Below are 15,295 nucleotides of genomic sequence, written 5' to 3' on the forward strand. Positions count from 1 at the left end.
TACATGGCTGTACTCGTCGATCCAGGTCCGATTCGACTCAAGGCTCAACAAGCGGCCGACGCCCTCTCTCGGTCTGGAAGCTTCGTCTGGTTCCATGGCGGCCAGGGCTCGGGACGAGATATTGTCCTCGACACGCTGCAATCCCGCTTCGGGGACAAGCTCGCCGTAGTCCGGACCGTGTCCCTCTCTTCCGCCGATGCCGTCGCGCATGCGCGCCTGCAACTCGCGGGATGGGCACGCCGCGAGAAGCCAACCCCGAATTTGCTGTCGGGATCGACTCGGGAGGCGCTTACCGCCAGCATCGACCAATTGCACGAGCAAGAACGGATCCTTGCATTACGCATCCACCCCTCATGGGGAGAAGGGCGCAATGCGGTCGAGCAAACAATCGCCGAGCGCGCTGGGGATTTCGTGCGTCAACTCGGGCTCGCATTAAAGGAAAAGCCCTTCCTCCGCGTGCTTGTTCTCGCGAGTTCACATCCCCGCGGGGCTCTTCGCGATCTGGGGTATCGCGCCACACAAGAGTTTGCCCTGCCAGTCCCCCGCCTCGCGAAACATGCGCTCGAAGATGAAGCACCCTGGCGCACGCTTCAGACTGATTTCCATCGACTCCGGGAAGAACTTGTCACCAGGACGCGCCCTTCCAATCTACCCACTCCCAACCAATTGAGGCTGGCGGTCGCACTTGTCTCGCTCGGCTCCCCGCCTGCCGAGATCGCACGACGACTCCGCTCCCTCATCAGCCATGATTTGGAGCCCCTGCTCGAACAGCTGCGTCAAACCTTGGCTTGGCACGAGCACGCCCCCGCCCTTCAGCGGGCTGCATTCGCCAGATTCGCTCTGTCTTGGGACAAACTCCTCGCCTCGGTCCCGGAACTCCAGAACATCGAAGACCTCGTCCGCGTTGGGCTGGGGTATGAGACGAGTGACGGGCGCGTACGCCTGAGCGAACCGGTCCGCAAGGCACTGCTGTCGGGCAACATATTGGGACAGAAACTGGCCGAGCCCGACCTGCTCACCCATGCGCGCTTCGAACAAGCCTGGACGCAACTTGATGGTGCCACAACCCCGGAGCAACTCCACCCCAGCAAGGTGATTCCGTGGCTAGAGAAAATGCACCACAGGGCGCACGCCGGCACGCATACCCGCGAACAGCTCGAGCACCTCGACCTGCCCGCTCCCGAGATGTATTGGGACCTTGGACGCGCACTCAGCCGTGAACAAGAGCGCTTCGAAGACGCGGCGCTCGTGTACAGACGCTGTTGGACGAAATTCCAGCACGACGACTATGCGCACCACTATTATGCGTGGAATCTCGATCGAGCTGCTCGCGAGCCCGACGAGGTCGAGAAGCACTACGCCCTCGCGATAGAACAGCGTCCGGACAACGTCTGGTGGCACGCGCGCCTGTGTACATTCCTCATCCACCGCGCCCGGTTCCGTGACGCGGAAGAGGCCTTTCGCCGAGCGCTCGAGCATCTCGACCCGAGCGAAGTCGAGGTCCAAGAGGATGCGCGATTCGCACATTCCCTCCATCGCTGGCTCATCGAGGCATGGCTCAACATGGGTGAGATTGACCGGGCGAACGAAGTGATGTCGCTCGTACCTCGTGACATCATCGCATCCAGCAACGTACTCCGTGCGCTCTCCGCGCGAGTCGCCGACGCCATGGAAGCGACGCAGCTTGGCGAGTCCGTCTACCCTCAAGCGATTCCTCCAGAAGAACGCTGGACGCAGCCCGCGTTCCTCCCTGAAGAAGACGACGGCCATGAATTGGAGACTTGGCGTCCCGGGCGAGTGCGCAGGGTGGGTGAGGCGGACATTGAACTCGTCTACGCCGAGCCTGACGAGAAGGCGGAGTCCCGGGAACTCCAAGGGGTCGAACTCTCGCTCCATGAATGGAATGAAATGGCGCGCGGGCGTGCCCCCCAGAGCGACGCTTTCGTCATCCTGGCCGAATACTCGCAAGGAGTGAGGCGAATCTTTCATTGGCCCGCCAAGAGCATCGAGGTGATCGGCTCTGGCCCCGACGAGAATCTCGAGCTGCTCCGCTATGTCCACCAGTGGCTCGGCACGTCCGCGACATCGTCGCCATGATTCCGGCAGCCAGCCTTGCCACTCTTGAAACACCCCTTCGCGAAGATCGGATGTACCTGTTCGTCTGCGGTCCGGGCGGTAGACCAGGGTATGGAGCCGAAGCACTCGCCCTCGCGCTTCCTGAACGCGGATGGATAACGGTCGATTCGTGCAAGGTCGGACGAGAACTGCCCCAGGAAGGAATTATCTCGCGATGGCGTCGCTCTCCAGAGGATCAACTCCTCATCTCGGTGCTCACGCATCCGCACGACGATCACGCGGCTGGCCTGGCGGAGCTGCTCGACGCCATGCGCCCACCCCTCGTGGCGGTGACAGGTAATACACCTCCCGAACAAGATCTCGCCCGGCGTATTCGCGATCTGGAGTTATCGGGTGTCACCAGTCAGAACATCGCCGCTCGCACGGTCCGGGCGGCAGTGAGCGCAATGGAGCGACTCGTCTCCTCTGGGGCCACGACACTCCTTCCCATCCGCGACCAGCAGACGCTCATCTCTGGTCCGGCGAGAGTGCGGTGCCTCGCCCCCACGGAACTGGAGATTCGCACGCTCCTCTCCCATCTTCCCAAGGAACGAGCGAATGAACTCAGTACCGTCCTTGAGGTAACCTGGGGACAGACACGACTGATGCTCGGCGCGGACTTACCGTGGAAGAATCCGAGTGGCTCGGTGCTGCCAAGCGGATGGGAGTCCGTGGACAAGCGCCATCCCGGACTGTCTGACCATACGGGATTGAAAGTCCCCCACCATGGCTCGCGCGAGGCCCTGCATCCCAGACTGCTAGGAATCACCGGACCTGGACCACGCCTCTGGGTGTGCACCCCGTTCGAGAGGTCGGACCTACCGAGAATGGACGCCGCTGACGGGGCGGACATCCTCCTCGCAGTAGAGCCCTGCTTGCATCTGACAAAGCAACCTCATGTCTCGGCCAACGCATCGAATGCAACCCTGCGGGTAGGCACGCTCAGACCTCCACCCGGAACCCCCCGCTCCCTCAAGAGCGCGCCACCGGCCGGTCCTCTTGACGCAGTCTGGTGCTTCGGCTTCGACAACATGGGCCAACTCGTCGGCCGGTGGAGGGGAGATGCCGCGATCGAAGTCGTCCCCTGACATCTGAGGCACCGTCCTACGGCCGCCCCCCACCCGAGGTGGAGAACCACGCGGGGCCATCCATGTCGCGGGACTCGCCACCCGACGAGGGCCGGAAGGGGGACTCGTCCATCATCGAGTCGCCGTCGCCCGGGCCCGAGTCATTCCCCTCGAAGACGACTTCCAGGAGCGCCACGAGCAGGCCCGCGAGCCCCACGCTCGCCAGCGCGATCTTCATCTTGCGTCGGCGCATCCGCGCCTTGTGCCAGTGCGTGACGGCGGCTGGCAGGACGATGACTTGTCCTGGAGGACGGGAGGACATGCCACCATTCTAGCCCATGCCGGGAGGGAAGGTGAAAAGGGCGTCACCTTCCCGGCACCGGGAGGTTTCCGGATGTATCTCTCCCGTGACGTGATGAACCTGGACCTCTTTCCTCCCGAGCCCTCCGCCGCGACCCGGCCCCTCGAGCGTCTGCTGAGGGTCTCGCGCATCTACCTGGAACCCGAAGCCGGGCTGCACCCGCGCGGCCGGGATATCCTCGCGCGCTTCCCCGACGCCGAACGGGTGGAGGTCCGCTCGCACTGGAACATCCCCGGCCTCCACGGCAACGAGGGCAACGTCGAGTCCTGGAACCGCATCAAGGGGAGCACCCTGGTGCTGGGCATGAAGAAGACGATGCGCTTCGAGCCCAACGGGCGCAGCGCGGACTTCCTGCCGCCCTCCGCGGCCAACGGCTGCGTCATGGCCTGCGCCTACTGTTACGTGCCGCGTCACAAGGGCTACGCCAACCCCGTCACCGTCTTCGTCAACATCGACCGGATCCAAGCCGCCCTCCGCCGGCACGCGGGCAAGCTGGGGCCCAAGCGCGAGCCCAACCTCGTGGACCCGCGCTACTGGGTCTACGACATCGGGTGCAACAGCGACTGCTCGGCCGACGCGGCCCTGAGCGACAACGTGCGCGATCAGGTGCGGCTGTTCACCACCCTGCCCAACGCCATGGGCTCGTTCGCCACCAAGTTCGTCAACCGCGAGCTGCTCACCTACGCGCCCCAGGGCAAGACGCGCATCCGCTTCAGCCTGATGCCGCACGCGAAGGCGAAGCTGCTCGACGTGCGCACCAGCCCCATCGCCGAGCGGATCGCCGCCATCGACGACTTCGTGGCGGCGGGCTACGAGGTGCACCTGAACTTCTCGCCCGTGGTCATCACCGACGGCTGGCAGGCGGAGTACGACGCGCTCTTCCAGGAGCTGGACGACACGCTGGGGGCGGCGGCCAAGGCGCAGCTCGCGTGTGAGATCATCTTCCTCACCCACAACGAGCGGCTGCACGAGGTGAACCTGGGCTGGCACCCCCAGGCCGAGGCGCTGCTGTGGCGGCCGGAGTTACAAGAGGCGAAGGTGTCCCAGATGGGGGGCACCAACGTGCGCTACCGCACCGGGATGAAGGGGCAACTGGTGCGCGAGTTCATCCAGTTGCTGGAGCGGCGCATGCCCTACTGCCGGGTGCGCTACGCGTTCTGACGCACGGCCCCGCTCAGTCCGGGAGGACGAGCGTCACGCTCCGCGTCTGGACGTGGCACGCGTCCTCGCCCACGGAGACGGACTGGGTCACGGTGCGCTGGCCGTCGGCGCTCGTGGCGGTGAGGACGTACTCGCCCGGGCTCTCGTACCCGGTCACCCACGCGTCGCAGTTGCCCTGCCGCGTCTGGCTGCCATTGCACAACGCCTGCTGCTCGGGCCCGCCATCGCGCGTGAAGGTGACGCGCGCGTCGCGCTGGGGATGGCCCTGCCCGTCCACCACCTGGATCCGCACCGAGGCCCGCGCCTCCAGGGTGCAGGCGGACGTGTTGGAGCCACAAGCGGAGGACAGGGTGGCGATGACGAGCAGCAGGGCGGCACGAAGGGGGTTCCTGTCTCGTGCGCTCACTGGAAGTCCTCGTCGCGGATGCGCAGGGTGTGATGGGTGAGTCCGTAGGTCCGTGAGTCCTCGCGCTCGCTGACCCACGCTTCGTCGCGGACCGGCTCCTGCGAGTAGACCCGCCCACCCGTGTCCGTCCGGTAGAGCGTCAGCGACACGAACGTGTCCGTGGGCCTGGGGTTCACTCCGAAGGCGCTGTCCGAGCGCAGCTCCCGCACCGTGCCGCTCGGGACGGAGGCCACGCCTTCGGTCTCGCTTCCCAGTTGCCCGGTGGTCTTCCACTCCACGCGCAGCGCATGGCTCGACTGGTTGTCGAGGAAGTACTTCGCGCTCCCCACCTCCTCGTGGATGACTTCTCCCGAGCCACAACCCAGGGACAGCACGACGGGACACACCCAGAGCATCGATCGAAGGTTCATGCCCAGGCCCCTCAGCAAGCCCCACGCCACGGGCCTCCCGCCTGGGAACATGCACTCCGAACACCGCGAAACCACCTGGAAAAGCGAGGAGGGCCTGACGCGGGCGCCCTACACCGACCAGGTCAGGTCGTACTCGCTCATCATCGGGCCCAGGCGATGGCTGGCCACGCGGACGCCCCGCGCTCCCGCCTTCTTGAGCATCGCCTCCAACAGGCCCTCCAGGTACGGACGCGGCAACAGCGCCCGCGTGAAGGTGACGCGCGCGCGCGTGGGCGACAGCCACGTCACCACCATCGGGCCCCCCATGGGCGTCAGCACCTGGTACGCCATGGGCAGGTTCTCCAACACCCGCCGCGGCGTGCCCGAGCTCAGCACGTCCATGGCCCGGCCCACCGGACTCTTGAGGAACACCGCCGTCCCCAAGTGCCCCAACATCCGCATCATCTCCTCGACGTCACACTCCCCCTCCGCCATCAACCACGCCGCCCGCCCGAGCAGCTTCACGAAGTCCTTCGCCGGGTAGGCGAAGAAGTCCACGAAGTCTCGGCCCGCTCCGCACTCCTCCAGGCACGCCTCCAAGGCGGCCTCGCCCCGCAGCGCCAACAACGCCTCCTGCACGCTCCGGAAGAACATGCCCCGCAGGGTGTCCTCGGGCGACAGCCAGGCGAGCTGCTGCGACAGCTCCTGGCCAGCCAGTGCCGTGCGCTCCTCGATGCCGATATTCATCCCGTGCGCCCTCCCCGGCTCGCCTCGGCGAACCCATCCCCCGATCCAACCCGTGGACCCCGCCCACCCCCGTGTCCTGGAAATCCTGTCACACCTGGACGTCCAGGTAAAACCGTGTGTATCGCCGACATCAATCTTCACATGGGGCGCGTGTCAGGACGGACCCACCTCAGGGCACGCCTGTCATACTGACTCGATCCCGTACCATCTCCCGCGCCCTCGCCGCGCCGTATCACCCGTGCTGGAAGGTCAGCACGTCCGGGCCCTTTCCTCCCAGCCACTCTGCGCAGCGCGCGCGCCATGCCCGGAGCACTCGCCAGCGCGTCCGGCGCCGTGAAGGCGAGGTCTCCTGGGGCGGGACATCCGCGCGCACCCGAGTGGCTCTGTCCCCCGAGGGACCAGCGGCCCCGCGTACGGCCCTCGGCATATATAAGGATGCGCCAGGGAGGCCGTCCGTGAAGACACGTCGGTGGGTGTTGCTCTGCGCATGGACGGCACTGGTGTACGCGGGCGCCGTGCCCTCGGGCTTCGTCCTGGACGATGCGTTCGCCGTGGCCAGCAGCCCCGTCGTCCAGGGCGAGGTGTCCCCGGCCGAGGCCTTCCTCCGCGACTACTGGGGCCGCGTTCCGCCGAACACCATCGGCACCTACCGGCCCCTCGCCGTGCTGACCTTCGTGCTCGACGAGCGGGTGGGCGGCGGCGCGCCCTGGGTGTTCCACCTGACCAACGTGCTGCTGCATGTGCTCGCCGTGGCGGCCCTGTACGGCGCGTGGCGCGCGTGGGCGGGCGACACCACCGCCTGGGCCGCCGCCGCGCTCTTCGCCGCGCTCGCCGCTCCCGCCGAGGCCGTGCACTCCATCGTCGGCCGCGCGGACGTGCTCGCCGCGCTCCTCGGACTGCTCGGCTGGGCCGCCCACCGCACCCCGGGCCCGCGCGCCGCCACACTCGCCGTGCTCGCCTACGCGCTCGCGCTCCTCTCCAAGGAGAGCGCCCTGCTCTACCCCCTCGTGTGGTGTCTGCTGGAGGCGCTGCGCACGGGCCGCTGGCGCTCGCTCCCCTGGGGCCGGGTGGGCGCCTATGTCCTCGTGACGGGGCTCGTCCTGAGCGCTCGCGCGCACGCCCTCGGGACGGTCCTCGGCGCGAGCATCGGCGACATGACCAACCCGCTCGTCACCGCCTCCTGGAGCGGGCGCGTCCTCGGCGCGGCGGACATCTTCTGGTCTCAATACCTCGCCGGCATCGTCAACCCCCTGCACCGGCTCTACCTGTGCTCCGCGCCCGCGTGCGCCCCCGCGGGCGTGGACAGCGCCGGAGCCTGGCTCGGCCTGGGCACGCTCGCGCTGCTCGCCACCCTGGCCGTGGCCCTGTGGCGCCGGGCGCCCCTCGCGAGCGCCGGCCTCGCCTGGTTCCTCCTGTTGTTCCTCCCCGTCTCCAACCTGCTCGTGGTGAGCCCCTCCCTGTACGGAGAAAGGTTGCTCTACGCGCCCCTCATGGGCGCCTCGATCGCCCTGGCCCATGCCGTGTCGCGCCTCGCCGCCCGGCTGCCCCGGCCATCGCTCGCCTGGGGACTGCTCGCCGCGCTCGGCGCGGGCAATGCCCTGGCCGTGCAGTCGCGACACGCGGACTGGCGCGATGGCGACTCGCTCGCCCTTCACGCGATCGAGGTGGAGCCCCGCGGCGCCGTGCTCCAGGCCAACGCCGCCGCGTCCTGGTTGAGTCTCGGCCGCTGGAGCGAGGCCGAGCGGTGCGCCCGCGAGGCCATCGCGCTCGACGCGGACTTTGGCCGGCCCCATCGTCTGCTCGGCGCGGCGTTGGATCTCCAGGGGCGCGCTGGAGAGGCCCAGGCCCATTTCGAGCGGGCACTCGCCCTGGACGGCAGCGAGGAGTCCCTGTTGAACCTGGCGCGCTTCCATGCCCAGCACGGAGACCTGAAACGCGCGCTCGGGCTGCTGGAGCGGGAAGCCCTGTCCCAACCCCCGAGCCAGAACCGGCTCGCCCTGGCCGAGCAACTGCGCCGGCAGCTCGCCTCCGAGCGCCCCTGACGCGGCCCGTGGCCAGGGAGCCTGGAGCTCGCCCCCCTGACCGCATGGCCGTGGCTCCCCCGCTTCCTTCCCGGAGCGCCCATCCCCAGCGTGTGGAGACGCGGTTCAGGAGGAAACGGCCATGGCGGAGGCGGACGTGCGAGGGGACATGCCCTACCGCACCTTGGGAAAGACCGGGGAGAAGGTGTCGGCGATCGGCCTGGGCGGCTGGCACATCGGACTGCCCACCGTGGACGAGAAGCTGGGGGTGCGGCTCGTGCGCGCGGCCATCGACCGCGGCATCAACTTCATGGACAACTGCTGGGACTACCACGAGGGCCTGAGCGAGCTGCGCATGGGCCGGGCGCTCCAGGACGGCTACCGCCAGAAGGTCTTCCTCATGACGAAGATCGACGGGCGCACGAAGAAGGAGGCGCTGCGGCAGTTGGAGCACTCGCTGGAGCGCCTGCGCACGGACCACGTCGACCTCGTGCAGCACCATGAGATCCTCCGCTACGAGGACCCCGACCGCGTCTTCGCCGAGGAGGGCGCACACGCGGCGCTGCTCGAGGCCCAGAAGGCCGGCAAGGTGCGCTACGTGGGCTTCACCGGGCACAAGGATCCGCGCATCCACCTGCACATGCTGGAGGTCGCCCGCGAGCACGGCGCCCACTTCGACGCGGTGCAGATGCCCCTCAACCTCATGGACGCGCACTTCCGCAGCTTCTCCCAGCTCGTCGTGCCGGAGCTCGTGCGCCAGGGCATCGGCGTGCTCGCCATGAAGACGCTGGCCAACGGCTCGCTCCTGCGCAGCAAGACGGTGACGCCCATCGAGTGTCTGCACTACGCGCTGCACCTGCCCACCTCCGCCGTCATCACGGGCATCGACAGCGAGGCCATCCTGGACCAGGCCTTCGAGGCGGCTCGCACCTTCAAGCCCTTCTCGGACGAGGCGTGGAAGGCCCTGCTCGCCAAGACGCGCGCGGCCGCGGCCCGGGGCGAGTTCGAGCCCTTCAAGACCTCGTCCGTCTACGATGGCACCGCCACCCACCCCGAATGGCTCGGCGAGGAACCCGAGGCGCTGCGGGCCCTCGTTCCCGCGTGACCCGGAACCCGGGCCACCCGCCCGTCGAGAGGCCGCCCCCTCCCCTGCCCCCGCTTCCCCTGACCGGGGAGAGGGAGCGTGCATAGCGTGGAGGGAACAGGGGTGGAGCCTTCCCCGGGAGTCCCGATTCCATGTCCTCGCGCGCACCCGAGTCCATCCACCTGTCGCGTCGTGAGTTCGACGCGCTCCTGTTCGACCTGGACGGTGTGGTGACCCGCACCGCCAGCGTCCATGCCGCCGCGTGGAAACGCCTGTTCGACGCCTATCTCCCCCAGGGCTCGCCTCCCTTCACCCCGGAGGACTACCGCCTCTACGTGGATGGCCGGCCGCGCCTGGAGGGCATCCGCTGCTTCCTGAGGAGCCGGGGCCTCACCGCGCCCGAGGGCACTCCGGAAGAGGGCCCGGACGCGGAGACGGTGCAGGGGCTCGGGGCGCGCAAGAACGCCTGGTTCCTGGAAGCCCTGAAGCAGCGCGGCGTGGAGGTGAGTCCGTCGGCGGTGCGGCTGCTGGAACGGGCGCGCGCGGCGGGCCTGCGCACGGCGGTGGTGACGTCCAGCCGCAACGGCGAGGCCATCCTCCGGGCGGGACGGCTCGGACACCTGTTCGACGCCCGGGTGGATGGCGTGGAGGCCGGGAGGCTCGGGTTGGCGGGCAAGCCCGCGCCGGACACCTTCCTGGAAGGCGCCCGGCGCCTGGGGGTGGTGCCCGCGCGGGCCGTGGTGTTCGAGGACGCCCAGGCGGGCGTCGAGGCGGGGCGGCGAGGCGGCTTCGGGTGCGTCATCGGGGTGCGCCGCTCCGGAGCGCGAGGCGAGCTGTTGAGGGCGGGCGCGGACGTGGAGGTGACGGAGCTCTCCGCCGTGGACGTGGACGGCGCGGACACCCATGCCGAGGGAGCGATGCCATGAACCCAGAGCCGTGGCTGTTCACCTACGAGGACTTCGCGCCCGAGCGGGAAGGGCTGCGCGAGGCGCTGTGCACGCTGGGCAATGGGTACTTCGCCACGCGCGGGGCGGCGCCCGAGTCCCACGCGGATGGGACGCACTACCCGGGGACCTACCTGGCGGGCGGCTACAACCGGTTGACGACGGATCTGTCCGGGCAGGTGGTGGAGAACGAGGACCTCGTCAACATGCCCAACTGGCTGCCCCTCACCTTCCGGTTGGAGGGAGAGGACTGGTTCGACCTCCGGGCGGTCACCCCGCTGGAGTATCGGCAGGTGCTGGACCTGGCGCGGGGCCTGCTGCTGCGCACGGTGCGCTTCGTGGACGCCCGGGGCCGGAGGACACGGCTGGAGCAACGGCGCTTCGTGCACATGCGGGACAAGCACCTGGCGGGACAGGAAATGGTGCTCGTGCCGGAGAACTGGAGCGGACAGGTCCGCGTGCGCTCGGCGCTGGATGGACGGGTGATCAACGCCGGAGTCCCCCGCTACCAGCGGCTCCAGGGCAGGCACCTGCGCACGCTGGTGGCCGAGGAGGTGGACGCCCAGACGCTGCTGCTGGAAGTCGAAACGGTGCAGTCGCGCCTGACGGTGGCGGAGGCGGCGCGCACCCGGCTGTTCGTGGAGGGCGCTCCGGCCGAGCACTCGCGGGAATTGCTCAAGGAAGAGGGCTATGTCGCGCACGAGTTCACCGTGTCGCTGACCGAGGGGCAGCGCCTGGCGGTGGAGAAGGTGGTGACGCTCTACTCGTCGAGGGATCACGCCGTGTCCGAGGCGGCGATGGAGGCGAGGCACGCCGCGAGGACGGCGCCCGAGCGCTTCGAGGACCTGGTCTCCACGCACGCGCAGGCCTGGACGCACCTGTGGCGCCGCGCAGATCTCACCCTGGAGCTGGCCGAGCCGAACGGCACCCACCGCGTGCTGCGCCTGCACATCTTCCACCTGCTGCAGACGGTCTCACCGCACAGCATCGACCAGGACGTGGGCGTGCCGGCGCGGGGCTGGCACGGCGAGGCCTACCGGGGACACATCTTCTGGGACGAGCTGTTCATCTTCCCCTTCCTCAACCTGCGGCTGCCCGCCCTGACGCGCGCCATCCTGCGCTACCGCCACCGGCGGCTGCCCCAGGCACGCCAGGCGGCCCGTGAGGCGGGCCACCCGGGCGCCATGTTCCCCTGGCAGAGCGGCAGCAACGGACGCGAGGAGAGCCAATCCCTGCACCTCAATCCCCGCTCGGGGCGCTGGGTGGCGGACGTGACGTCGCTGCAACGCCATATCAACGCGGCCATCGCCTACAACATCTGGCAGTACTACCAGGCCACGGCGGACTCGGAGTTCCTCTACTTCCACGGCGCGGAGATGCTGCTGGAGCTCTCGCGCTTCTGGGCCAGCATGGCCCAGTGGAACCCCGCGCTGAAGCGCTACGAAATCAAGGGCGTGATGGGTCCGGACGAGTACCACACGGGCTACCCGGATCGCGCCGAGCCGGGACTGGACAACAACACCTATACCAACCTCATGGCGGTGTGGGTGCTGTGCAAGGGATTGAAGGTCCTGCGCCTGCTGCCCGCGGAACGCCTCCAGGAGCTGCGCGAGACGCTGCGGCTGGAGGACTCGGAGCTCGCGCACTGGGACGAGGTGAGCCGCCGGATGCGGCTGGTGTTCCACGCGGATGGAATGCTCAGCCAGTTCGAGGGCTATGAACAGCTCCAGGAGTTCGACTGGGAGGGATACCGCGCCCGCTACAAGGACATCCACCGCCTGGATCGCATCCTCGAAGCCGAGGGAGATACCCCCAACCGCTACAAGCTGTCGAAGCAGGCGGATGTGTTGATGCTCTTCTACCTGCTGTCGGCGGAGGAGCTGCGCGAACTGCTCGAGCGGCTCGGCTACCGGATGGAACCGGAGATGATCGGACGCACCGTGGAGTACTACCTGCAACGCACCTCCCACGGCTCGACGCTGAGCGGGGTGGTGCACGCCTGGGTGCTGGCCCGCCGGGATCGTGCGGCCTCGTGGCGGCTCTTCAGCGAGGTCCTCCACAGTGACATCTCGGACGTCCAGGGCGGCACGACCCAGGAGGGCATCCACCTGGGGGCCATGGCCGGCTCGGTGGACCTCATCCAGCGCGCCTACACGGGCATCGAGGTCCGTGGCGGCATGCTGCACTTCAACCCCTACCTGCCCGAGGAGCTGCGGCGGCTGAGGTTCTCGCTGCGCTACCACAAGCACCTGGTGGACGTGGACATCACCCCGGACACCCTGCGGCTCACCGGCCTGTGGAGCGACCAGGAGCCCGCGCTGGATGTCTGTGTGCGGGGAAAATGCCTGCGCCTCCCGCCCCACGAGACCCGGACGATTCCCCTCGGCCCGTGACCTCCAGACTCACGACGCCGGAAGCTGCCCCGCGGCGGGCTCGTCGGCGGACATCACGCGCGGAAGCGTGAAGTAGAACGTGCTTCCCAGCCCCGGCTCGCTCTCGGCCCACAACCGCCCCCCGTGGGCGTCCACGAGCCCCCTCGCGATCGCGAGCCCCAGGCCCGCCCCCTGCTTGTGCCCTTTCCGGGCCTGCCAGAACGGCTCGAAGAGGTGGGGCAGCTCCTCCCCGGAGATTCCCGGCCCCGTGTCGCTCACCGAGAAGCACATCATGTCCCCCAGGGGCCAGGCCCGCAGGGAGATCCGCCCCCCATTCGGCGTGAACTTGAGCGCGTTGCCGAGCAGGTTCGAGAAGATCTGCAGCACCCGATCCCGATCCGCCAGGATCGGAGACGCACCATCCGGGACCTCCACCGAGAGGAGGATGGACTTCTCCCGCGCGAGCTCGCGATGCAGCTCGGCGGCCTCCTGGAGCAGCAGCGCCGTCTCCCGCGGGCCGCTGACCACCGAGAGATGACCCGCCTCCATCCGGGCCACGTCCAGCAGATCCTGGATGAGCCGGTTCGCCCGCTCGACCGCCTTGCGGATGGCCCCGAGCGGCCCCTGGTCCGCCGTCCTCTCTCCCGGTGCCGATCGCCTCAGGAGGACTTCGCTGCTCAAGGAGACGACTTGCAGGGGCGCGCGCAAATCATGGGCGACGACCCGCAGGACCTCGTCGCGCAGACGGATCGCCTGCTCCGTGCGCGCGTGGAGGAAGGCATTGTCGATGGCGAGCCCGGCGCGGCGGGCCAGCTCCTCGGCCAGCTCCAGGTCATGCGCGTCGTACTGGCACTCCGGCCGCGAGATCAGCAGGATGACCGTGCCCAGGATGCGCTCGCGCGCGAGCAACGGCACGACGATGAGCGAGCGGGGATCCAACTGGCGCAGCAGACCCAGGTGATGCGCGTCCTCCGCCGTCGACTCGAGCACCTCCCCGGACAGCTCGGGGAGGAGCACGGGTCGGCCCGTCCGCATGACATTGGCGACGAGGTGCCCCTGCCGGAACGACACATGGGGATGGGTGGCGAACAGCTCTTCCAGCAGCCGTGACTTCTCCTCGGACGCCGCCACCCACTCGAGGTGGGAGACCTGCCCGTCCTCCTCGATGATCTCCACCACGCACCAGTCCGCCAGCGAGGGAACGGCCATCCGTGCCACGGCGAGGAGCGAGGCGCGCGGATCGAGCGAGTCCGCGAGCCTCGGGCCCGCCTCGGCCAGGAAGCGCAAGGCCCGCTCGAGCCGCTTGCTCTCGGAAATGTCCTGGATCTGCCCGACGAAGTAGAGCGGTTCTCCCCGGGCGCCGCGCACCAGCGAACACGTCAGCAGGACGGACACGACATGCCCCTGCTTGTGGAAATAGCGCTTCTCCATCTGGTAGGTGCCGAGCACTCCCTCGAGCAGCCGGCTCACGTTCGTCAGATCCGGCTCCAGGTCACTCGGGTGGGTGATGTCCTGGAAGGTCTTGGAGAGCAATTCCCGCCGCGAGTAGCCCACGAGTTCGCACAAAGCGCTGTTCGCGTGGAGGAACCCGCCCTCCAGGGAGACCAGGGCCATGCCGATGGGAGCGTTCTCGAACGCGGTCCGGAAGAGCTCCTCGCTGTTGCGAAGCACCTCCTCGGCGCGGCTGCGCGCGGTGATGTCCCGCAACATGACGGTGAGCAGCCGCATCCCGTCCACCACCGAGCGCATGATGCTGGCCTCCGCGGGGAACACCTCGCCGCCCTTGCGCAGACCCGCGACCGTCAACCGCTCGCCCATCTGCCGCGCCGTCCGCGCGCGGTCATCGAACGCCTGGACGTGATGCCGATGACGGGAGCGAAACTCCTCGGGGATGAGCAGGTCCAGGGGCTGGCCCAGGACTTCGTCCGCCGAGTAGCCGAAGATGCGCTCCGCGCCCCTGTTGAAGAGGGTGATTCGCTGCGCGTCGTCGACCGAGATGATGGCATCGAACGCGTTCGAGACGACGCCCTGGAAGAGGGCTTCCGAGAGGCGGAGCGACCGCTCCAACCGCCGCTGCCGTGCCTGCCTTCGTCGGAGGGGGCCCGCCGCCCACGCGCCCAGACCCAGGAGTGCCACCAGCCGTCTTCCCGCCGCGGGCAGGAGAAGACTCGCCAGCACGAGCCGACGAAACGGGCGGCGCTGGAAGACCATGCCCAACCCCCTCGAAAGCCGTGAAACCACCTCAAGAATGTCCGCGCCGAAGAATGGAAAGAATATCAGGTGGCAACCTAGAGCCAGGATGCTTCCGTGACCATTGGTCCGCCGGTCACCTCCCACGCCTGAGCTTGCCCCAGGGACACAGTGATTTCGCGGTTGGGACGAAACCGGCGCTCATCCGGTCGGCCGCACGAAGTAGGCTCATTTCCGTCCTGACGTCTGGACCTTAGCCGGGGGGATGAAACATGCGCGCCGACTCGCCACGAGCTCCGAAGGTGGGCCTACTGCTCACCCTGAGCCTGCTGTCCACCAGCTGTGCGTCGCGGATGTCACCACCCGGCCGGAGGATGACCCCGCACGACTCGCCGCGAGAGGCCGTTGGGGCGGAGTGGGCCGAGGAGCCGGGAGAAG

11 protein-coding genes are annotated in these 15,295 nt (G+C 68.4%); 6 read left to right on the forward strand and 5 right to left on the reverse strand.

Translation table 11 applies throughout. The features are described 5' to 3' along the window. Positions 1-3: 3 nt before the first annotated feature. On the forward strand, positions 4-2,097 hold the full coding sequence (locus tag MEBOL_RS41185) for a tetratricopeptide repeat protein (protein WP_157775032.1): 2,094 nt from the start codon (positions 4-6) through the stop codon (positions 2,095-2,097). 1,122 nt (positions 2,098-3,219) lie between these two features. On the opposite strand, the gene MEBOL_RS16315 is transcribed toward MEBOL_RS41185, so the two are convergent. Further along, positions 3,220-3,504 (reverse strand): hypothetical protein, encoded by a 285-nt coding sequence (locus MEBOL_RS16315; RefSeq protein ID WP_095978306.1) that lies wholly within the window; start codon positions 3,502-3,504, stop codon positions 3,220-3,222. Between the two features lie 72 nt (positions 3,505-3,576). Here MEBOL_RS16315 and MEBOL_RS16320 point away from each other — a divergent pair, with 72 nt between their 5' ends. Continuing rightward, positions 3,577-4,704, forward strand: a complete 1,128-nt coding sequence (locus MEBOL_RS16320) for a spore photoproduct lyase family protein (protein WP_245919811.1) — start codon at positions 3,577-3,579, stop codon at positions 4,702-4,704. Between the two features lie 13 nt (positions 4,705-4,717). On the opposite strand, the gene MEBOL_RS16325 is transcribed toward MEBOL_RS16320, so the two are convergent. The 3 genes from MEBOL_RS16325 to MEBOL_RS16335 all read right to left on the reverse strand — a co-directional run bounded on the left by MEBOL_RS16325 (position 4,718) and on the right by MEBOL_RS16335 (position 6,246). Continuing rightward, positions 4,718-5,110 (reverse strand): hypothetical protein, encoded by a 393-nt coding sequence (locus tag MEBOL_RS16325; protein WP_095978307.1) that lies wholly within the window; start codon positions 5,108-5,110, stop codon positions 4,718-4,720. After that, a complete protein-coding gene (locus MEBOL_RS16330; RefSeq protein WP_157775036.1) occupies positions 5,107-5,520 on the reverse strand; it encodes a hypothetical protein in 414 nt (137 codons plus the stop codon). The genes MEBOL_RS16325 and MEBOL_RS16330 overlap by 4 nt, the downstream gene beginning before the upstream one ends. A 108-nt stretch (positions 5,521-5,628) precedes the next feature. After that, complete coding sequence (locus tag MEBOL_RS16335) at positions 5,629-6,246, reverse strand: TIGR02265 family protein (protein ID WP_095978309.1); 618 nt, start codon at positions 6,244-6,246, stop codon at positions 5,629-5,631. 455 nt (positions 6,247-6,701) lie between these two features. Between MEBOL_RS16335 and MEBOL_RS16340 the strand changes: the two genes are divergently transcribed. From MEBOL_RS16340 to MEBOL_RS16355, 4 genes are all read left to right on the forward strand, one after another. Beyond that, complete coding sequence (locus MEBOL_RS16340) at positions 6,702-8,288, forward strand: tetratricopeptide repeat protein (protein WP_157775038.1); 1,587 nt, start codon at positions 6,702-6,704, stop codon at positions 8,286-8,288. A 121-nt stretch (positions 8,289-8,409) separates the two neighbouring features. Then, positions 8,410-9,372 (forward strand): aldo/keto reductase, encoded by a 963-nt coding sequence (locus MEBOL_RS16345; protein WP_095978311.1) that lies wholly within the window; start codon positions 8,410-8,412, stop codon positions 9,370-9,372. Positions 9,373-9,503: 131 nt separating this feature from the next. Then, positions 9,504-10,277, forward strand: coding sequence for an HAD family hydrolase (locus MEBOL_RS16350; protein WP_095978312.1), 774 nt, complete (start codon positions 9,504-9,506; stop codon positions 10,275-10,277). Then, a complete protein-coding gene (locus MEBOL_RS16355) occupies positions 10,274-12,688 on the forward strand; it encodes a glycoside hydrolase family 65 protein (RefSeq protein WP_095978313.1) in 2,415 nt (804 codons plus the stop codon). The genes MEBOL_RS16350 and MEBOL_RS16355 overlap by 4 nt, the downstream gene beginning before the upstream one ends. Before the next feature lie 9 nt (positions 12,689-12,697). Here the strand turns inward: MEBOL_RS16355 and MEBOL_RS16360 are convergent, their stop codons facing one another. After that, positions 12,698-14,878 carry a sensor histidine kinase gene (locus tag MEBOL_RS16360; RefSeq protein WP_095978314.1) on the reverse strand — a complete coding sequence of 727 codons (2,181 nt, stop codon included), beginning with the start codon at positions 14,876-14,878 and terminating at the stop codon, positions 12,698-12,700. Between the last annotated feature and the right edge of the window lie 417 nt (positions 14,879-15,295).

It is taken from the genome of Melittangium boletus DSM 14713, from assembly GCF_002305855.1.
Taxonomy (GTDB): Bacteria; Myxococcota; Myxococcia; order Myxococcales; family Myxococcaceae; genus Cystobacter; species Cystobacter boletus.